The organism is Pseudomonas sp. MF09150, assembly GCF_059862355.1.
The window spans coordinates 360,435-379,414 of sequence record NZ_JCBCUS010000003.1 but is presented as its reverse complement, the minus strand read 5'-3'; the positions used below and the strand labels follow the sequence as shown (position 1 = coordinate 379,414).

Annotated in this window: 19 protein-coding genes; 13 read left to right on the top strand and 6 right to left on the bottom strand. The window is 62.5% G+C overall.

What is annotated here, in order from left to right; all coding sequences use genetic code 11:
• The first annotated feature begins 92 nt into the window (after positions 1-92).
• The 4 genes from AC19YX_RS14625 (at position 93) to AC19YX_RS14610 (ending at position 4,205) form a co-directional block, all read left to right on the top strand.
• Positions 93-1,187: a polyamine ABC transporter substrate-binding protein gene (locus AC19YX_RS14625; RefSeq protein ID WP_078470551.1), complete on the top strand. Its 1,095-nt coding sequence runs from the start codon at positions 93-95 to the stop codon at positions 1,185-1,187.
• 71 nt (positions 1,188-1,258) lie between these two features.
• A complete protein-coding gene (locus AC19YX_RS14620; protein ID WP_020295891.1) occupies positions 1,259-2,401 on the top strand; it encodes an ABC transporter ATP-binding protein in 1,143 nt (380 codons plus the stop codon).
• A 35-nt stretch (positions 2,402-2,436) separates the two neighbouring features.
• On the top strand, positions 2,437-3,318 hold the full coding sequence (locus AC19YX_RS14615; protein ID WP_177326759.1) for an ABC transporter permease subunit: 882 nt from the start codon (positions 2,437-2,439) through the stop codon (positions 3,316-3,318).
• A complete protein-coding gene (locus tag AC19YX_RS14610) occupies positions 3,315-4,205 on the top strand; it encodes an ABC transporter permease subunit (RefSeq protein ID WP_020295889.1) in 891 nt (296 codons plus the stop codon). Before AC19YX_RS14615 ends, AC19YX_RS14610 begins: the two co-directional genes overlap by 4 nt.
• A gap of 64 nt (positions 4,206-4,269) precedes the next feature.
• Here the strand turns inward: AC19YX_RS14610 and AC19YX_RS14605 are convergent, their stop codons facing one another.
• Positions 4,270-4,911, bottom strand: coding sequence for an HD domain-containing protein (locus tag AC19YX_RS14605; RefSeq protein WP_078470552.1), 642 nt, complete (start codon positions 4,909-4,911; stop codon positions 4,270-4,272).
• Between the two features lie 223 nt (positions 4,912-5,134).
• Between AC19YX_RS14605 and AC19YX_RS14600 the strand changes: the two genes are divergently transcribed.
• Complete coding sequence (locus AC19YX_RS14600; RefSeq protein WP_078470553.1) at positions 5,135-6,100, top strand: GlxA family transcriptional regulator; 966 nt, start codon at positions 5,135-5,137, stop codon at positions 6,098-6,100.
• A 17-nt stretch (positions 6,101-6,117) separates the two neighbouring features.
• Here the strand turns inward: AC19YX_RS14600 and AC19YX_RS14595 are convergent, their stop codons facing one another.
• On the bottom strand, positions 6,118-8,529 hold the full coding sequence (locus AC19YX_RS14595) for a penicillin acylase family protein (RefSeq protein WP_500606515.1): 2,412 nt from the start codon (positions 8,527-8,529) through the stop codon (positions 6,118-6,120).
• A 105-nt stretch (positions 8,530-8,634) separates the two neighbouring features.
• Positions 8,635-9,216 (bottom strand): DUF6436 domain-containing protein, encoded by a 582-nt coding sequence (locus AC19YX_RS14590; RefSeq protein ID WP_078470555.1) that lies wholly within the window; start codon positions 9,214-9,216, stop codon positions 8,635-8,637.
• A 107-nt stretch (positions 9,217-9,323) separates the two neighbouring features.
• Between AC19YX_RS14590 and bipL the strand changes: the two genes are divergently transcribed.
• Positions 9,324-10,262: a phospholipase BipL gene (gene bipL / locus AC19YX_RS14585; protein ID WP_078470556.1), complete on the top strand. Its 939-nt coding sequence runs from the start codon at positions 9,324-9,326 to the stop codon at positions 10,260-10,262.
• Between the two features lie 168 nt (positions 10,263-10,430).
• Here the strand turns inward: bipL and AC19YX_RS14580 are convergent, their stop codons facing one another.
• Positions 10,431-11,183: a DUF2059 domain-containing protein gene (locus AC19YX_RS14580; RefSeq protein ID WP_020295883.1), complete on the bottom strand. Its 753-nt coding sequence runs from the start codon at positions 11,181-11,183 to the stop codon at positions 10,431-10,433.
• A 159-nt stretch (positions 11,184-11,342) separates the two neighbouring features.
• Between AC19YX_RS14580 and AC19YX_RS14575 the strand changes: the two genes are divergently transcribed.
• Together AC19YX_RS14575 and AC19YX_RS14570 are read left to right on the top strand one after the other, a co-directional pair.
• On the top strand, positions 11,343-11,975 hold the full coding sequence (locus AC19YX_RS14575) for a 2OG-Fe(II) oxygenase (RefSeq protein WP_020295882.1): 633 nt from the start codon (positions 11,343-11,345) through the stop codon (positions 11,973-11,975).
• A 2-nt stretch (positions 11,976-11,977) separates the two neighbouring features.
• Complete coding sequence (locus tag AC19YX_RS14570; protein WP_500606514.1) at positions 11,978-12,466, top strand: 2-thiouracil desulfurase family protein; 489 nt, start codon at positions 11,978-11,980, stop codon at positions 12,464-12,466.
• A 122-nt stretch (positions 12,467-12,588) separates the two neighbouring features.
• On the opposite strand, the gene AC19YX_RS14565 is transcribed toward AC19YX_RS14570, so the two are convergent.
• Positions 12,589-13,362, bottom strand: a complete 774-nt coding sequence (locus AC19YX_RS14565; RefSeq protein WP_500606513.1) for a transporter substrate-binding domain-containing protein — start codon at positions 13,360-13,362, stop codon at positions 12,589-12,591.
• Positions 13,363-13,494: 132 nt separating this feature from the next.
• On the opposite strand from AC19YX_RS14565, the gene AC19YX_RS14560 reads away from it, so the two are divergent.
• Positions 13,495-13,932 carry a DUF4399 domain-containing protein gene (locus tag AC19YX_RS14560; RefSeq protein WP_500606512.1) on the top strand — a complete coding sequence of 146 codons (438 nt, stop codon included), beginning with the start codon at positions 13,495-13,497 and terminating at the stop codon, positions 13,930-13,932.
• A gap of 22 nt (positions 13,933-13,954) precedes the next feature.
• The gene (locus tag AC19YX_RS14555) at positions 13,955-14,248 is read left to right on the top strand and encodes a hypothetical protein (protein WP_500606511.1); all 294 of its coding nucleotides are present in this window, start codon (positions 13,955-13,957) and stop codon (positions 14,246-14,248) included.
• A 60-nt stretch (positions 14,249-14,308) separates the two neighbouring features.
• Here AC19YX_RS14555 and serA read toward each other — a convergent pair whose 3' ends face one another.
• Positions 14,309-15,538, bottom strand: coding sequence for a phosphoglycerate dehydrogenase (gene serA / locus AC19YX_RS14550; RefSeq protein WP_020295877.1), 1,230 nt, complete (start codon positions 15,536-15,538; stop codon positions 14,309-14,311).
• A gap of 204 nt (positions 15,539-15,742) precedes the next feature.
• Here serA and AC19YX_RS14545 point away from each other — a divergent pair, with 204 nt between their 5' ends.
• The 3 genes from AC19YX_RS14545 to AC19YX_RS14535 all read left to right on the top strand — a co-directional run bounded on the left by AC19YX_RS14545 (position 15,743) and on the right by AC19YX_RS14535 (position 18,948).
• Entirely contained in the window at positions 15,743-17,137 is a 1,395-nt protein-coding gene (locus AC19YX_RS14545; RefSeq protein WP_078470560.1) for a D-2-hydroxyglutarate dehydrogenase, read from the top strand.
• 40 nt (positions 17,138-17,177) lie between these two features.
• The gene (locus AC19YX_RS14540) at positions 17,178-17,843 is read left to right on the top strand and encodes a fumarylacetoacetate hydrolase family protein (RefSeq protein ID WP_078470561.1); all 666 of its coding nucleotides are present in this window, start codon (positions 17,178-17,180) and stop codon (positions 17,841-17,843) included.
• 178 nt (positions 17,844-18,021) lie between these two features.
• The gene (locus tag AC19YX_RS14535) at positions 18,022-18,948 is read left to right on the top strand and encodes an SdiA-regulated domain-containing protein (RefSeq protein WP_500606510.1); all 927 of its coding nucleotides are present in this window, start codon (positions 18,022-18,024) and stop codon (positions 18,946-18,948) included.
• Positions 18,949-18,980: the final 32 nt, after the last annotated feature.

Here is an 18,980-nt window from a genome sequence, read left to right as displayed (position 1 = left end):
GGGTAAGTTGCGCGCCGGTTTTGTTGCCGGGCAGCTTCGGGCTGTCATGTGACACGGGGCAACTTGGGCCCAACTATTTAGAGGACCTCCACTTGCCTATTTCTTTATTTCGCAAAGCCTTGCTGGTCGGCGCCGGGCTGACGCTGGCCGTCAGTGTCCAGGCAGCACCTACCGTGCATATTTATAACTGGTCCGACTATATCGGTCAGAGCACTCTGGCGGACTTTGAAAAAGCCACGGGCATCAAGCCGGTCTATGACGTGTTCGACTCCAATGAAACCCTGGAAGGCAAGTTGCTGGCCGGGCATACCGGCTATGACGTGGTGGTGCCGTCCAATCACTTCCTGGGCAAGCAGATCAAGGCCGGGGCTTTTCAGAAGCTCGACAAGGCGCAGTTGAGCAACTATTCCAACCTCGACCCGGTGCTGCTCAAGCGCCTGGAGAAGAACGACCCGGGCAACCAGTACGCCGTGCCTTACCTGTGGGGCACTAACGGCATCGGTTACAACGTGGAGAAGGTCAAGGCCGCGCTGGGCGTCGACAAGATCGATTCCTGGGCCATGCTGTTCGAGCCGGAAAACATCAAGAAGCTGTCCAGCTGCGGCGTGGCTTTCCTCGATTCGGCCGATGAAATGCTGCCGGCGGTGCTCAACTACATGGGCCTGTCGCCCAACAGCCAGAACCCCGAAGACTACAAGAAGGCCGAAGCCAAGTTGCTGGCCGTGCGCCCTTACGTGACGTACTTCAACTCCTCCAAGTACATCTCCGACCTGGCCAATGGCGAGATCTGCGTCGCCGCCGGTTTCTCCGGTGATGTATTCCAGGCCAAGGCCCGTGCGGCAGAGGCCGGCAAGGGCGTGGAAATCGCCTACGTGATCCCCAAGGAAGGCGGCAACCTCTGGTTCGACATGCTGGCCATCCCGCGGGATGCCGGCAACGTCAAGGAAGCCCATGCCTTTATCAATTACCTGCTCAAGCCTGAGGTCATCGCTCAGGTCAGCGACGCCGTCGGTTACGCCAACCCCAACCCCAAGGCGGGCGAGCTGATGGACCAGGCAGTACGAACCGACGAGGCGGTTTACCCAGCGCAAGCCATCGTCGACAAGCTGTACGTCAACTCCGAGTTGCCGCCCAAGATTCAACGTCTCATGACCCGTAGCTGGACCAAGGTCAAGTCGGGTAAGTAGCTTCAAAGGCTCAAACTATCCAAGGCTCGCCTGTATCGGGCGAGCTGCAAATTTTGTTGGGAGTTTCGCAAATGGCTGTTGCCTCCGGCGCCTACAAGAAAGCCCTCGAGGGCGACCAGACACCTAAGCAGGTGTTGGTCAAAATCGACCGGGTCACGAAGAAGTTCGACGAGACGATTGCCGTGGACGACGTGTCCCTGGAAATCAAGAAAGGCGAAATCTTCGCCTTGCTCGGCGGATCGGGTTCGGGCAAATCCACCTTGCTGCGCATGCTCGCAGGCTTCGAGCGGCCGACCGAGGGGCGAATCTTCCTCGATGGCGTGGACATCACCGACATGCCGCCCTACGAGCGGCCGATCAACATGATGTTCCAGTCCTATGCGTTGTTCCCGCACATGACCGTGGCCCAGAACATTGCCTTCGGCCTCAAGCAGGACAAGATCCCGGCGGCGGAAGTCGACGCCCGGGTCGCGGAAATGCTCAAGCTGGTGCAGATGAGCCAATACGCCAAGCGCAAGCCGCACCAGCTTTCCGGTGGCCAGCGCCAGCGCGTGGCCCTGGCTCGCTCCCTGGCCAAGCGTCCGAAACTGCTGCTGCTCGATGAGCCGATGGGCGCCCTGGACAAGAAACTGCGCTCGCAGATGCAACTGGAGCTGGTGGAGATCATCGAGCGCGTCGGCGTGACCTGCGTGATGGTGACCCACGACCAGGAAGAGGCCATGACCATGGCCGAACGCATCGCCATCATGCACCTGGGCTGGATCGCGCAGATCGGCAGCCCGATCGACATCTACGAAACTCCGGTCAGCCGCCTGGTCTGCGAGTTCATCGGCAACGTCAACATCTTCGAAGGCGAAGTGATCGACGACGCCGAAGGCCACGCAACCATCACCTGCAAAGACCTGGATCGCCAGATCTACGTCGGCCACGGCATCAGCACTTCGGTGCAGGACAAGTCGGTGACCTACGCGATTCGCCCGGAAAAACTGCTGGTCACTGCCGAAATGCCGACCTGCGAATACAACTGGTCCAGCGGCAAGGTGCACGACATCGCCTACCTGGGCGGACACTCGGTGTTCTACGTCGAACTGCCGAGCGGCAAGCTGGTGCAGTCGTTCGTGGCCAACGCCGAGCGCCGCGGAGCCCGTCCGACCTGGGGTGACCAGGTTTACGTCTGGTGGGAAGACGACAGCGGCGTGGTACTTCGCTCATGAACATGCGAAAGCTCAAGCGCCGACTCAATCGAATAATTCCCGGTGGCCGTCAATTGGTCATCGGGGTCCCGTTCATCTGGCTGTTCCTGTTTTTCATGCTGCCGTTCTTCATCGTCCTGAAGATCAGCTTCGCTGAAGCCGATGTGGCCATCCCGCCGTACACCGAGATCTACAGCTACGTCGACCAGAAGGTGCAGCTGCTGCTGAACCTGGGCAACTACTCGATGCTGGGCGACGACGAGCTGTACATCGCCGCCTACCTCGGCTCGCTGAAGATGGCGTTTTTCAGCACCATCCTCTGCCTGTTGATCGGCTACCCGATGGCCTACGGCATCGCCACGGCGCGCAAAGAGATCCAGACCGTGCTGGTGCTGCTGATCATGATGCCGACCTGGACCGCGATCCTGATCCGCGTCTATGCCTGGATGGGGATCCTCAGCAACAACGGCCTGCTCAACGGCATCCTGATGGGCATGGGCTGGATCAACGAACCGCTGCAGATCCTCAACACCAACATCGCGGTGTACATCGGCGTGGTTTATTCCTACCTGCCGTTCATGATCCTGCCGTTGTACGCGAACCTGGTGAAGCACGACCACAGCCTGCTGGAAGCCGCGTCGGACCTCGGTTCAAGCACCTTCAACAGCTTCTGGAAGATCACCATCCCACTGTCCAAGAACGGCATCATCGCCGGCTGCATGCTGGTGTTCATCCCGGTGGTGGGCGAGTTTGTGATCCCGGAACTGCTGGGCGGCCCGGAAACCCTGATGATCGGTAAAGTGCTCTGGCAAGAGTTCTTCAACAACCGTGACTGGCCGGTGGCGTCGGCCCTGGCGGTGGTGATGCTGGCGATCCTGATTGTGCCGATCATCCTCTTCAACCGTAGTCAGGCCAAAGAGATGGAGGGCAAAGAATGAAGCGCTTCAGTTTTTCTACCCTGATGCTGGTGCTCGGCTTGCTGTTCATTTACCTGCCGATGCTGATCCTGGTGATCTACTCGTTCAACGCCTCGAAGCTGGTGACGGTCTGGGGCGGCTGGTCGATCAAGTGGTACGTCGGCCTGCTGGACAACACCCAACTGATGGGCTCGGTCCTGCGCTCCCTGGAGATCGCCTGCTACACGGCGATCGCTGCGGTGGCGCTGGGGACCCTGGCGGCGTTCGTGCTGACCCGGATCACCCACTTCAAGGGTCGCACGCTGTTCGGCGGTCTGGTGACCGCGCCGCTGGTGATGCCCGAAGTGATCACCGGTCTGTCGCTGTTGCTGCTGTTCGTGGCCATGGCACAGATGATCGGCTGGCCCCAGGAACGTGGCCTGGTGACCATCTGGATCGCCCACACCACCTTCTGCTCGGCCTATGTGGCGGTGGTGGTGTCGGCACGCCTGCGGGAGCTGGACCTGTCCATCGAAGAGGCGGCCATGGACCTCGGGGCACGGCCGTGGAAGGTGTTCTTCCTGATCACCATCCCGATGATCGCGCCCTCGCTGGCAGCCGGCGGCATGATGTCGTTCGCCCTGTCCCTGGATGACCTGGTACTGGCCAGCTTCGTTTCCGGCCCGGGTTCCACCACCTTGCCGATGGAAGTGTTCTCGGCAGTGCGCCTGGGGGTCAAACCGGAAATCAACGCCGTGGCCAGCCTGATTCTGCTGGCGGTGTCCCTGGTGACCTTCCTGGTCTGGTTCTTCAGCCGCCGCGCCGAAGAAGCGCGCAAACGTGCGATCCAGCAGGCCATCGAAGAAAGCGCGGCCGATTCCTGGAAACAGCCTGACGTCCGTCGGGCCCAGGCGCCGGAAGCCGTTTAAGCCCCAGCGATGCAATAAACGCCCCTGTCGAGGGGGCGTTTTTGTTTCTGCCGTTAGCCCCTGCTCAAGAGCTCCAGGGCGACTGGCGGATCACCTCGACAAAATTCAGCGGCTTGAAACCGGGCTCGCTGTCCACCAGCACATCGGCGTTCACCGTGCCGAAGGTGGTCAAGGGCTTGTGTTTGAAGCCCTCGGCGAACGCACAGAGGATGCATTCCTTGAAGCCTTCGCCCCGTGGGTGCGCGTGGACCACGGCCTCGCGTTGCGCGGCAGGAAAGGCCGCGTAGTCGATGCCCAGCACGTCCATCTCCACACCGGCGGTGACCAGCGCCACGTTCGGCCGCAAATGCTGGGTGACCCCTGGCGTGGTGTGCAGGGCGATGGACAGCCAGACCTGCTCGAGATCATCGTCGTTCAGGCCGTAAGGCTGGAGGAAGGCCTTGGCTGCATTGGCGCCGTCCACTTCAAAACGTTGGTCGGCACTGCGCTGGCCCTGGACCAGGCCCAGGTCGTGGAACATCGCGCCGACGTACAGCAACTCCGGGTTGTAGGCCAGTTGTCGGCGTTCGCCACTCAGGGCGCCGAACAGGAACACCCGCCGCGAGTGGTGGTACAGCAGGTCGGGCTCGAGGTCGCGGATGTATTCGGTGGTGGCCCGGGCCAGGGCGCTGTCGGGGATCGGGATGCCGGCGATGCGGTTGCTCATGGGGTGGTCCTCGGGGGCGGGCGCCGGTGTGGCGCTGATCGATCCAGTCTGTTCCCGAGCCCCAGGGCCGACAATCGAGCCATGGCTGCGATCCCGGCCAATCGGCGTGCATTTCGTGCCAGCTCGCTTACTGGCCGGTGATTCGCTAGGGTTATGCCCCTTCGCCCCAGGCTGGCATCCAGCCTCTGGTCCGCCCTTCAACTCCCGGCAGGTGATCGATCCCATGGGCAAAAGCGTTGCCATCATCGTATTTCCCGGGGTGCAGTCCCTGGACGTCACCGGCCCCATGGATGTGTTTGCCGAGGCCAATCGTTTCCTGGCCCCCGAGGCCCACTACCGGTTGCAGGTCATCGGCGTCGAGCGCGGTCTGCTGGCTTGTTCCAATGGGTTGACGCTGCAGGCGCACCGGCATTTCAGCGAAGCCGACGCTCACTACGACCTGCTGCTGGCGGCAGGCGGGCCGCAGTTGCCGTTTCTGGATTTCGGCCCGCAGTTCGATGCCTGGCTGCGGCAGGCGAGCCTGGGCGCCGGCGGCTTTGGCTCGATCTGCAATGGCGCGTTCATGCTGGCCCGGGCCGGTCTGCTGGAGGGGCGCACGGTCACCACCCACTGGAACGATGCCACGGCCCTGGCGGCGCTCTGTCCCTCGGCCCGGGTCGAGGCCGATCGGCTATATGTGCAGGACGGCGAGCTGTTCACCTCGGCCGGGGTGACGGCCGGGATCGATTTGTCGCTGTACCTGCTGGCCCGTGATCACGGCGCCGAAGTGGCCCTGAGCGTGGCCAAGCGCCTGGTGGTGTTCACCCAGCGCGCGGGCGGGCAGTCGCAGTTCAGTCCGTTCCTCACGCCCCATGCCGAAGCGACCTCGGCAGTGGCGCTGGTGCAGCACTACGTGCTGGCCAACCTCAATGGCGACCTGAACATCGCCGACCTGGCGCGAGCGGCCAACATGAGCGCGCGCAACTTTTCCCGAGTCTTTGCCCGGGAGGCCAAGGTCACTCCGGCGGAGTTCGTCGAGCGCGCACGGCTGGACGCGGCACGGGTGATGCTCGAAAGCACCCGCGCGCCGCTCAAGACCGTGGCCTATCAGTGCGGCTTTCGCGATGCCCAGCACATGCGCAGCGTTTTCAACCGCCGCCTGGGGGTAACGCCGCAGCAGTTTCGCCTGAACTTCGCCGCGCCGGCCTGAGTGACCGGCGCCGGGCTTCAGTGTGCCGGGCGTGCCGGCAGCAGTTTCAGGGTGCTGCGGGTATTGGCGACGACTTCTTCTTCGCTGAAGTGCGCCTGCTGGTAGACCCCTTCGATATAGGCTTCGGCCTGGTCCTGGTAGTGCTTGTCGAAGGGCACGCCGCTTTGCCCGACCGGGTTGATGGTCAGGCTGTGGGCCGCGTCGGCGAAGTCGATGATACGGCGGGTCGACGGGCCGTAAGTCACCGGCCAGGGCGCCGGGCCAATTTTCGAGGTCTGGTTGTTCGGCACTTCGTGGGCACCGGGTGCGGCAAACGGGCCGACATTGAGCACCCGCTCCAGGGGCTTCTGCGTGCCCAGCGGGTGGCCGTGGGTCAAGGTGTGGGCATCGCCCCAGCGCCATTGCGCCGGATCGTCGCCCAGGGTGCGCTTGAGGTGGTCGATGCTGGCGCGCCAGGCCAGCTTGAGGGTGTCGGCGCGGGTTTCCCGTTGCGGCGTCAGGCGGTTGTCCCACCACGGCGAGTTGGCGTCGGCGGTCAGGCGCGGCAGGGCGGCATCGATGACGCGGGTGGTGAGCAGGGTGTCGAACAGCGAGTCACCCAATTTTTCATGGAAGACCGCATCGGTCAGCTCGAACAGCAACTGGTTGAACAGGGTGGCGCTGGTGGACTGCAGCGGGTAGTCGCCCGGCCATTGCGCCAGTTGCTCCACCAGTTTCAGTTCCTGGGGATCGCTGACCAGGCTGCGCAGCTCCGGCAGCAGCGGAGCCAGTAAACGCGGACCGTAGGCGGTGGTGGTGCCCAGTTGCAGCTTCTGGCTGGCGTCGATGTCCCACTTCACGGTTTTGTCACTGAGTTGCCGATCCAGCTGCTGGCCACGGTCGGACAGGTTGTAGTACCCGGGGATCTCCATCCCGCTGGGCGACACCGGCTGGAAGTTGGCCGACACGATGTAGCCGCGTGCCGGGTTCTCCTCCTGGGGGTTGGCGCTGAACGGGTAGAAGCCGTCCTTGTCGGCCTGCACGCTGCTGCCGTCGAGGATAAAACCCGGGGTGGCCCCCAGCGGACGCTTGGGCAGCAGGGCCGCGGCCCACCAGCCGATATCGCCACGGGTGTTGGCCCAGACGATATTCAGGCCGGGCGCCTGGACCTTGCTCGCGGCGTTGCGGGCCTTGGCCAGGGTGTCGGCGCGGTTGAGCTGGTAGAAACCTTCGAGGATCGGGTTGGGGGTTTCCAGAAACGCCCACCACATGGCGATCGGTGTCTGGCCGGCGTTGGCGCCAAGGGCGTCGTTGACGATCGGACCATGGGGCGACTGGCGCAGCACCAGGGTCACCGGGGCCTGGCCCTTGACCGCGATCTGTTGCTCGCTGCTGATGAGGTCGACCCACTGGTCGTGGTAGCGCACCTGGTTGGGGTTGTCCGGGTTGACCTTCTCCGCGATCAGATCGAGGTCGTCGTTCTGGAACATGGTCAGGCTCCAGCCGAAATCCAGGTTGTGCCCGAGGAACGCAAAGGGCACCAGGGCCTGGTGGTGGCCGTAGAGCTCGAAGCCCGGCGCCGAAAGCTGCGCCTCATACCACACCGCAGGCACCGAGAAGCGAATGTGCGGGTCTCCGGCGAGCAATGGCTTGCCGCTTTTGGTGCGGCTGCCGGCGATCGCCCAGGCATTGCTGCCCTCGAACTGCGGCAGGCCGGCCTCTTCCAGGGCCTGGCGGCTGAGTTGGGCGAGGGCGCCCAGGCCTTGCCAGTCGCGGGCGGAAAGGGCCGGGGCCGGTGGGTTCTTGTGGCTTGCCAGCACGCCTTTGGGCTGCCAATCGAGGTCGAAGACTTTCAGGTAGTCACTGCCCAGTTGATCGCGCACATAGGTCAGCACCGGCTCGGTGCGAAAGGCAGCGGCAAAGCTGTAGGCCATGTAGCCGGCGACGCTGATGGTGTCTTCGGCGGTGAAGGGCCGCTTGGGGATGCCCAGCACGTCGAACTCGATCGGGCTGGCGTGGCTGTCCTGATAGTGGTTGATGCCGTCCAGATAGGCTTGCAGCGCCTTCCAGGCCGGCGACTCACGATCCAGCGCCGCCACATAGCTGGCTGCCCGTTCGCGAATGCGCAGGCTGCGAAACAGTTTGTCGGTGTCCAGCAGCTTGGGCCCGAGCACCTCGGCCAGTTCGCCGCGGGCCAGGCGGCGCATGGCTTCCATCTGGAACAGGCGGTCCTGGGCGTGGACATAGCCGAGGGCGCGGTACAGGTCGGTTTCGTTCTCGGCGCGGATATGCGGTATGCCGCGCTCGTCATAGCGTACGGTGACCGAGCCCTGGAGGCCGGCCAGTTCGACCTGGCCCTGGCGTGAAGGCTGCTTGCTGTACAGGTACCCGCCGGCCCCGGCGGCAAGGGCGAGGATCAACACGGCGAGTACGCGCAAGCTGCGTTTCATGGAGGCTCCTGGTTCGATCTTCGAATGCCGTCCGGCTGGACCGCAGACATTTAGCACGGCCCGTCGACGGCTGGGCAGCCCTGTCCTTGAAAAGTCGGGAATGCCCTAGTTCAGAGGGTTCACCGGCCATGGACAATAGCAGCCCACCGCCAGGGTGTGGGTCGCGTCGACCGCGCGTCCTTGATGCAGGGCTTGCAGGATGGGTTCGATAAAGCTGTTGCTGGAGTTGCAGGTCAGGCCTTCGCTGTAGGGGCCGAAGTACGCCAGCTTGCCGTTGCGGTCCCAGATCGCCACGGCCGGGCTGGCGGGGATCTGCTCGGCGCCGGGCAGCGCGGCGATGGGCTTGAGTGCGCTCAGGGTGGCGGGGAGCTGGCCATGGCTGCCGGGCTTTTGCACGGCGTAGAACTCCACGCCCAGGGGGCCGAAGTGTTCGATCAATTCGCCCAGGTGCTGCTGGTTGCCGACATTGCATGGGCAGGCCGGGTCCCAGAAGTGCACCAGGCGGATCGCGCCGGGGCCGGCCAGTTCGGCGGGCAGTTGCAGCGGGTCGCCGGAAAACACCGCGGTGTGTTCGCTGAAGGCGCGCAGGTAGCGGCCCTGGAACCAGTCGTAGGCTGCCCACAGCACCCCGGCGCAGATGAGTGCAAGCAGGCTGGCAAGGAGTGTCGTGCGGTAAGGCTTGGGCATGCGGATCGGTCCTCGAGGTCGCGTAGCTTGCCATGCTTGCCGCGACAGATGAATATCGCAGGCCCATAAAGCCTGTTTTGCGCTTCGCGCCACCTTTGGAAAGCCCTATGCCTGCGACGTTCGACCCCGATCAATTGCGTGCCAGCCTGCAACCGTTGGCTGCCGCGCAGCCACTGTCGGCGCAGGCGCGGGCCTATCAGCGCTTCTACGGGCTGGATTTTGCCCAGCGTGCGACGCCGTTCCGTTGCCGCTTGGGACGGTTTGAAGTGCCGGGGTTTGAAGTGGTCAGCCAGGTCTGGTGGCCGGAAAATCCGGTGGCGACCCTGTTTCTGTACCACGGCTATTACGACCACATGGGTCTGTACCGGCACGTGATCGAGTGGGCCCTGGAGCATCAGTTCGTGGTGATTGCCTGCGATTTGCCGGGGCACGGGCTGTCCAGCGGCGAGCGCGCCAGCATCGATGATTTCGCGGTGTACCAGGCGGTGGTGCAGGGCTTGTTTGCCGAGGCGCGGTCCCTGGATTTGCCCCAACCCTGGCATCTGTTCGGGCAGAGTACCGGTGGCGCAATCGTGGTTGATCATTTGCTGCATCAGGGTGAGCAGAGTCCTGCCCAGGGCCGGGTGATCCTGCTGTCACCCCTGGTGCGGCCGCGCTCCTGGGGTTGGTCGATGCTCAGCTATTACCTGCTCAAACCCTTCGTCAGCGGGATTGCCCGGCGCTTCAGCGAGAACACCAACGATCCCGATTTCATGCCGTTCCTGCAGGCCGACCCCTTGCAGCCGCAGCGCCTGCCAACGGCCTGGGTCGGCGCCTTGTCGCGCTGGATCAAACGCCTGGAAGCCGCGCCCCGCAGCCCCCGGCGTCCGTTGATCGTGCAGGGCGAACAGGACATGACGGTGGATTGGCGACACAACCTGCAGGTGATCTGCGGCAAATTCGATCAGCCCCAGGTACTGATGCTGCCGCGTGCGCGACATCACCTGGCCAATGAAACCCCTGAATTTCGCGAGCAGTATTTCGCCTTCCTCGACCAGCACCTGTAGGCGCTGCGGCAGGTCCTTTGGGGCGAGGCAGTTTCAGTGGGGGGAATTTGCGGCGTCTGTGCGGGACAACGCAGCCTGTCGGCAGCGGCTACACATCCGCGCTGTAGCCGCTGCCGCAGGCCCTGTGAAGCGATGTAACGGATGTATTTCGGCAGGGCGGCGACAGGGCTATGGGGCGAGGCTGGAGCTGCTTTGGCCGACGGCCAGACCGGCGCGGATGGCGGCGAGGGCGGCCTGGTAGTAGGCCTTGCCTTCGGTGGATTCAGCGAAGGTCGCGAATTCTTCCAGTTCGGTATCCGACAGGTCGCGATAGACGTACAGCAAGGTGTTGTTCAAATCGGCGCCGATCTGCTCCATCAGCCGCTGGCGCTGGCCGTTGAGCATGCCCTGGGCCTGGCCACCGCCCAACAGCCCGGGAATCATCTGGCTCAGACTGTCGGCGGCCACCCCGGCAATCGCCAGGCTGACTTCGGCACCGGCCTCGCGGGCGGGCAGGGCCTGGGCCAGGTGGCCGATGATCAATTGACGATTGTCACTGGCCTGCATCTTTGGCAGACCCTGAGCGTTCTTGGCCAATTGGTCGCGACGCGTCGCCAGCAGTTCGGCGGCGGTGATCTTGCGTCCCAGGGGCGACTGGAAAAACGCCAGCGCCGGCTGCGGGTCGGCGAGGTTCTGCCTCAGCTGCGCCTGGGCGCGCCGATCCATCGCCTGGGGGGCGAAGCGTTGGTTGCTGTTGTTCACCAACGCCTGGTAGACCGCCGGTGGCAGGCTGTTCTGGTAGCGTTGCTGAGCCGCGGTGAGGGCATCGTTGAAATGCGCGCGTTGTTCTGGCCAGCCGGCGACCTTGTACAACTGGTCGAGGCTGTCTGCCCACGCGGGCAAAACGCAGAACATCAACAGTGAAAAAAGCAAACGGCGCATAAGGACTCCTGTCAGCAGCCCACTATTCTCCGGGGCGAGGCGATGGTTGTCGAGAATTCGTATCAGGATCAGGGTGCAAAGTGTCCGATACCTGTGCGTTGAATTTTTGCGCGGTCCTCCGCTACACGGCTCTGTCAGATTCATCTGAGGCTGGATACTATGCGCGCCATGCAAATACCCTCTGATCACCCATTGTTGTTACGTATCGTCGACGACTTGGCCGCCTGTGGCTGGTCGCAGCAGAATATCTTTCTGCCAGAGGCTCTGACCCTGGAGTTGGCGGCTGAGTGCCGTAAACGTGCAGCCGAAGGTGAACTGGCTCCGGCGGCAGTAGGGCGCGGGCCATTCCAGGAGATCCGCGAGGGGATCCGGGGGGATCATATCCAGTGGCTCGAACCCGGCCAGGCCGAGGCTTGCGACACTTATCTGGGGCTGATGGACAGCCTGCGCGTGGCGCTCAATCGCGGCCTGTACCTGGGGCTGGAGGATTTCGAAAGCCATTTCGCCCTGTACCCGCCGGGAGCGTTCTACCTGAAGCACCTCGACCGTTTTCGCGACGATGATCGGCGCATGGTGTCGGCGGTGATCTACCTCAACCCGGGGTGGCTGCCTGAATACGGTGGTCAGCTGCGGATGTATCTGAAGGGCGACGTCGAATACGATGTGGTCCCCACGGGAGGCCGGCTGGTGGTGTTTCTATCCGGCGAGGTGCCTCATGAAGTCATGCCCGCAACCCGCGATCGCCTGTCGTTGACCGGCTGGTTCCGGCGGCGCGGTAACGAGCCGTTCTGATCATGCACAAGATTCTGGTAAGCCGCTGCCTGTTGGGCCACCGCGTACGTTATGACGGGGGAGCCAGCGGGCCATTCGATCAATTGGCCCATTGGCAGGCCGAGGGGCGGGTGGTTGCCTTGTGCCCGGAAGTGGCCGGCGGCTTGCCGACACCGCGAGCGGCGGCCGAGATTCCTGGCGGGCAGGGGAGCGAGGTGCTCGATGGTCGTGCGCAGGTACTGACCAGCGACGGTGAAGACGTCAGTGGTGAGTTTCTGGACGGCGCCCGGCAGGCCCTGGCGCTGGTGCAGCGCCAGGGCATTCGCATCGCGGTGCTTAAGGCCCACAGCCCGTCCTGCGGCAATGTGCTGACGTACGATGGCTCGTTCAGCGGGGTCAAGGTCCAGGGCGCGGGCGTCACCGCAGCGCTGTTGACGCGCCACGGGGTGCAGGTGTTCAGCGAGTTGCAGTTGCCCGAAGCGGCCGCCGCCCTGGCCAGCCTCGCAGAATAAGACAGCACACCCGTAAGCCATAGCCGCTGCCGAGCGGGCGAGGCTGCGCTGGCCCTCTGCAACACTGTAAAGACACCTGACAGCCACCGCTTCGGCTAGAACGCAGCGCAGCCGCTACAGGCTCAAGGCTTTGGCGGCTTGCTCGCATCCATGCCGAACCATTTCTCCGACAGCGCCATCAGGCGCCCGTCACTCTTGATGCGCTGCAGGGCGCCATCCAGGCTGGCCTGAAAGGCCGGGTTACCTTTCTGAAACGGAATCGCCAGGCTCAGCGTGGGGCCGACCTTGGCGCCTTCCTTGACCGGCAGGCGGCTGTCGCGAATGGCATAGGGAATCAGCAGGCGGTCGCTGATGGCGGCGTCGATCTGCTTGTCCGCCACGTCCTTGAGGGGCTGTTGCGCGTCCGGGTAGCTGCGCAGGTTGATGCCTTCGACGGTCCGCGCCTGGTCCACGAACTGGCTGCCCTGGGCCACGCCCAAAGCCTGGCCTTGCAGGGCCTGCAGCGTACCCAGCGGGCGCTGTTCTTCCTGGCGCACGATCAATTGTGCGCTGGAGTAGCTGTAGGGCTCGCTGAAATCGAAACGATCCTTGAGTTCCGGGGTCATTGCTATGTGGTTGATGGCCACATCGTATTTGCCGCTTTCGACGCCTGGCAGCAAGTCGGCGGCATCGGTGACCACGAAGTCGGCGCGCACATCAAGCTCGCCGGCCAGCAGTTGGCCCAGTTCAACCTCGAACCCGCTGAGTTTGCCGTCGTCCTTGAAGTTGAAGGGCGGGCTGTTGGCCTCGAGGGCAATGCGCAGCTCCCCACGATCATTGATGTCATCAATCAGTTCGGCTTGAGCGTAAGTGCTCACAAGGGGTAGCAAAAGTATCAGGCCAGGCAGAAAGCGCATGGTCACTCCTTGAATTTATAGGTGCGGTTCGCCGTTCAGGCTCGCTTTGCTATGGTGTTGAGTGCCTTCGACAACGAATCGCTCCGAAGTTGTCACAAACGTAAAGATTTTGCCGAAAAACTGGAGAAAATAATGAAAAGCTTCATCTCTCGTACTGCACTGGCCAGCCTGTTGCTGGGTGCTTCGATGTTCGCCGGTGCCGCGGAAATTCCTCGTACGCCAGCGCCTGCCGGTGCCCAGGTGAGCATCGTATCCCCTGAAGACGGGGCAACCGTGGACAAGACCTTCAAGGTCAAGTTCGGTGTCCAAGGCATGGCCCTGGCACCTGCCGGCGACCAGACCCCGAACACCGGCCACCATCACCTGTTGATCGATGTCGACCAACTGCCGGCGGAAAACCTGCCGATTCCGATGGACGCCAACCACCTGCATTTCGGCAAGGCACAGACTGAAACCGAAGTCACCCTGGCGCCGGGCAAGCACACCTTGCAACTGGAGCTTGCGGACAAGAACCACGTGCCGTTCAAGCCAGTGATTGTGTCGAAGAAGATCACAGTGACGGTGAAATAATCGTTATTCCCAGCTTTGGGTAATGACAATTGAAACGGGGGAGGCCAATGTGCCTTCCTTTTTTGTGGACCGATTGAAGAGGGCAGGGATGCGTAGAAAGCTTGCAAGGATCGGCTCCAGGCTCTTCTGGTGGTGTGCGCTGTGTGCGGTCCTGCCGCTCGTATCGATCATCGTCGGCGCGATTATGTTCGGAACGGCGCCCGAGGTGTTTTGGGCGCCCGTGTATCTGGTCCTGCCGCTGTTCTTCCTGAGCCTGTTCGCCAACCTGGCCGTGGTGTTCTGGCCCAGGGAAAAGTCCCCGAAACAGGCCCCATAAAAAACAGGCCCCATAAAAAAGGAGCCCCGAAGGGCTCCTTTTTAGTCCAGCGCTGAACGCTTAGAACAACACGCGGCAACGGATGGTGCCGTTGATGTGTTGCAGCTTCTCTTGCGCCAGGTCCGAGTACTCGGCGTCGACGTCGATTACCACGTAACCGACTTTCTCGTTGGTCTGCAGGAACTGACCGGAGATGTTGATGCCGTTTTCGGCGAAGACCTTGTTGATCTCGCTCATCACACCCGGGATGTTCTCGTGGATGTGCAGCAGGCGGTGCTTGCCCGGGTGAGCCGGCAGGGCCACTTCCGGGAAGTTGACCGAGGACACCGACGTACCGTTGTCGCTGTACTTGACCAGTTTCTCTGCCACTTCCAGGCCAATGTTGGCCTGGGCTTCAGCAGTGGAGCCACCGATGTGCGGGGTCAGGATCACGTTGTCCAGGCCACGCAGCGGGCTTTCGAACTCTTCATCGTTGGAGCGCGGCTCCACCGGGAATACGTCGATGGCGGCGCCGATCAGGTGCTTGTCCTTGATCGCGGCGGCCAGGTGGTCCAGCTCAACCACGGTGCCGCGTGCTGCGTTGATCAGGATCCCGCCCTTCTTGATGGCGCGGATTTCCTTCTCGCCGATCATCCACTGGGTCGCAGCGGTTTCCGGAACGTGCAGGGTCACGATGTCGGACATGGCCAGCAGGTCGTGCAGCTTGCCAACCTGGGTCGCGTTACCCAGCGGCAGCTTGGTCACGGTGTCGTAGAAGAACACCTGCATGCCCAGGCCTTCGGCCAGGACCGACAACTGCGTACCGATCGAACCGTAGCCGACGATGCCCAGCTTCTTGCCGCGGATCTCGAACGAGTTGGCAGCGCTTTTGATCCAGCCACCACGGTGGCAGGAAGCGTTCTTCTCCGGGATGCCGCGCAGCAGCAGGATCGCCTCGGCCAATACCAGCTCGGCAACCGAACGGGTGTTGGAGTACGGCGCGTTGAACACCGCAATCCCGCGCTCGCGAGCGGCGTTGAGGTCAACCTGGTTGGTGCCGATGCAGAAACAGCCGACCGCGACCAGTTTCTTCGCGTGGTCGAAGATCTCTTCAGTCAGTTGCGTGCGGGAACGGATGCCGATGAAGTGAGCGTCAGCGATCTTTTCCTTGAGCTGGGCTTCCGGCAAGGAGCCCGTGAGGTACTCGATGCTGGTGTAGCCGGCGGCCTTGAGGACGTCGACAGCGGATTGGTGGACGCCTTCGAGAAGAAGGAACTTGATCTTGCTCTTATCGAGAGAAGTCTTGCTCATCTGCGTAAACCTGTGTCCCGGAGAAAAATGGCAGGGAATCGGACAGCGATAGCTGACCCGGACGGCAGGAAAGCCGTCACCGCAGAGCGCCTTTGGGCACTACCCTGCGGGGGCGGTATGCTAGCATACGCACCCCGCTAAACACTCATTCCTGCGACGTGAAGCGTTCTCAGGATGACCATGAATTGTTCGAGAGTTCTGTCGATGACCAATCCTGCCCTGATTGATGAGCTGAAGACCCTGGTTGAGCCTGGCAAGGTGCTGACCGATGCCGACTCCCTGAATGCTTATGGCAAGGATTGGACCAAGCATTTCGCTCCGGCCCCCACGGCCATTGTGTTTCCCAAGACCACTGAGCAGGTTCAGGCCATCGTGCGCTGGGCCAATCAGCACAAGATCGCGCTGGTGCCGTCGGGCGGACGCACCGGGCTTTCCGCTGCTGCGGTGGCGGCCAATGGTGAAGTGGTGGTGTCCTTCGACTACATGAACCAGATCCTCGACGTGAACCTCACCGACCGTACGGCAGTCTGCCAGCCCGGCGTGGTCACCGAACAGTTGCAGAACCTGGCCAGCGACAAGGGCCTGTACTACCCCGTGGACTTCGCCTCTGCCGGTTCCAGCCAGATTGGCGGCAATATCGGCACCAATGCCGGCGGGATCAAGGTTATTCGCTACGGCATGACCCGTAACTGGGTCGCCGGCATGAAAGTCGTCACCGGCAAGGGCGACCTGCTGGAGCTGAACAAGGACCTGATCAAGAACGCCACGGGCTACGACCTGCGTCAGCTGTTCATCGGCGCTGAAGGCACCCTGGGTTTTGTGGTCGAGGCCACCATGCGCCTGGATCGTGCGCCGAAGAACCTCACCGCGATGGTGCTGGGCACCGCCGATTTCGACTCGATCATGCCGGTGCTGCACGCCTTCCAGAGCAAGCTCGATCTGACCGCGTTCGAGTTCTTCTCCGACAAGGCCCTGGCCAAGGTCATGGCCCGGGGTGATGTACCGGCGCCGTTCGAATCCGACTGCCCCTTCTACGCCCTGCTGGAATTCGAAGCGACCACTGAAGAAGTGGCCAACCACGCCCTGGAAACCTTCGAGCACTGCGTTGAGCAGGGCTGGGTGCTGGATGGCGTGATGAGCCAGAGCGAAACCCAGTTGCACAACCTGTGGAAGCTGCGTGAGTACATCTCCGAGACCATTTCCCACTGGACCCCGTACAAAAACGACATTTCGGTCACCGTGTCGAAAGTGCCGGCTTTCCTGAAGGAAATCGACGCGATCGTCGGCGAACACTACCCGGACTTCGAAATCGTCTGGTTTGGCCATATCGGCGACGGCAACCTGCACTTGAACATCCTCAAGCCGGACAACTTGAGCAAGGACGAGTTTTTCGCCAAGTGCGCCACGGTCAACAAGTGGGTGTTCGAAACCGTCGAGAAGTACAACGGTTCGATTTCCGCCGAACACGGCGTGGGCATGACCAAGCGCGATTACCTGACCTACAGCCGCTCTGCGGTCGAGATCGAGTACATGAAAGCAGTCAAGGCCGTGTTCGATCCGAACGGGATCATGAACCCGGGCAAGATTTTCGCCGTTTGAAGCCGCAGTCCCTGAAGAACCCAACGAGCAGGAGTCGGTAATGAGCTATCAGCACCAATATGTCGACGGTACGAAAATCCACTTCCCGGTAGGCAAGGTGGTATGTATCGGCCGCAACTACGCCGAGCACGCCAAGGAACTGGACAACCCGGTGCCCACCGAACCGCTGCTGTTTATCAAGCCGGGCAGTTGTGTAGTGGCGCTGGAAGGCGGGTTCAGCATTCCGACCGAGCGTGGCTCGGTGCACTACGAGGCGGAAATCGCCGTGTTGATCGGCAAGCCGCTGTCGACCAAGCCCAGCCGCGAAGAGGTGCTGGATGCGATTTCCGGTTTCGCCCCGGCCCTGGACCTGACCCTGCGTGACAAGCAGTCCGAGCTCAAGGCCAAGGGCCTGCCCTGGGAAATCGCCAAGTCGTTCGACGGCGCGGCGGTCCTGGCACCGTTCGTGGTCAGCAGCACATTCGCCGACCTGACCGACATCGGCATCCGCCTGACCATCAACGGTGAAGTTCGCCAGGACGGTAACAGCAGCGCGATGCTCAACCCCATCGTGCCGATGATCCAGCACATGGCCGGTTGCTTCTCGCTGCAGGCCGGCGATGTGATCCTGACCGGCACGCCGGTGGGCGTCGGTCCGCTGAATGTCGGTGACGAGTTGGTCCTGGAGCTTCCGGGTGCCAGCTCCTTCAGCAGCAGCGTTCGCTGAGCCTTCGCTGCCGATCGTCCGGGCTGGCCGTTCCTGATTGGGTCGCGCCAGCCTGCAAGCACTCGCCCTGGGTGTTTGGCATTTTTTTCACATCTTGTCTGGATAAATACCCGCCCAAGGTGCATGGATCCTTATCCCGTGTGCTATTACAAATGACTGATTTTCTGGAATGTCATTGATGGCCGTGCATCCCCTTCCCAAACTCAAAACCGCTCACCGCTCGCGCTTCGTCATGCGCTGGTATTCTTGGTTGCTGCTGGTAGGCGTGATCGTCTACGGCCTGGCGTACGCCATGCATTGGGATGATCGCGGCTGGTTGTGGGTCCAGGAGGGGTTTGAAACGCCTGTGGAGCGCCAGGAAAGCGTGTGGTTGCCCGACTACCGTGCGGTGATCGATGCCAAGGTGCTGCCGGGTATGGAGAAGGACGAGGCCTCCGATCTGACCTATAACCCGCAGACCAAGACCCTGTTTTCGGTGATGGGCAAGAACCCGTTCCTGGTGGAGTTGAGCCTGCAGGGCGATGTGCTGCGCAAGATGCCGCTGGTGGGCTGGGGCAATCCGGAAGGCGTGGCGGCGTTGGAAAACGGGCTGTTGGCCATCGTCGACGAACGCCAGCACCTGCTGACCATCGTCAAGGTCGACGCCAGCACCCGCGAACTGAACATCGCTGACTTCCCCAGATACGACCTGGGCCCTTCGAAAGACCAGAACAAAGCCTTTGAAGCCATCGCCTGGAACCCGCGCAAGCAGCAGCTGCTGCTGGGCGAGGAGCGGCCGCCGGCGCTGTTCACCTGGAGCAGCGACGGCAGCCAGGTGCTCAAGGGGGACAAGCAGAAGCTGGCCAGTGACGAGCTGGACCTGCGCAACCTGTCGGCCCTGGGCATCGACCCGCGCACCGGTCACACCCTGGTCCTGTCCGCCGATTCCCATCTGTTGCTGGAGCTGGACGAAGCCGGTGAGCAGGTCAGCTTCATGACCCTGCTGGGCGGTTTCAACGGTTTGAAGAGCACCATTCCCCGCGCCGAGGGCGTGGCCATGGACGACGCCGGTGTGTTGTACATGGTCAGCGAGCCCGACCTTTTTTACCGCTTCGAGAAGCGCTGAGTCACACGGCTGCGCCCTGCGGTGATGGCAAG